At 43.7% G+C, this 300-nt stretch carries 1 protein-coding gene; it reads right to left on the reverse strand.

Going from position 1 to position 300, the window contains the following annotated elements; all coding sequences use genetic code 11:
* On the reverse strand, positions 1-300 hold a 300-nt coding region (locus CXF58_RS01375; RefSeq protein ID WP_145989782.1), incomplete at both ends, for an IS1 family transposase.

The raw sequence follows: 300 nt of genomic DNA on the forward strand, positions 1-300 counted from the left end.
CAGGTCTTTCGAACGGCTCGTCGCAATCGGTGTCTAAGGCGACAGTTATTACCTTCTATGCCTACCGTATGCTGCTTGCCGATTTGTTTCTTGTCAGGCTTGAATGCGGTTATAAAGCTATCCCAGTTATCCATGCTAATAGAACCATAGCTGACTTTCAGTTGTTTAAGACGGGCTCTTAGCTTCTTAGCTGTTTTCAGGTCACGTTTGCCCCAAACATAAGCAACAATCTCATTAGTAGCGCGGTCATAAGCATAAATAAGCCAAACTTTACGCTTTTTGCGATACACGTAAGTCCAA

The sequence above is a fragment of the Psychrobacter sp. Sarcosine-02u-2 genome (assembly GCF_002836335.1).
GTDB lineage: Bacteria > Pseudomonadota > Gammaproteobacteria > Pseudomonadales > Moraxellaceae > Psychrobacter > Psychrobacter faecalis.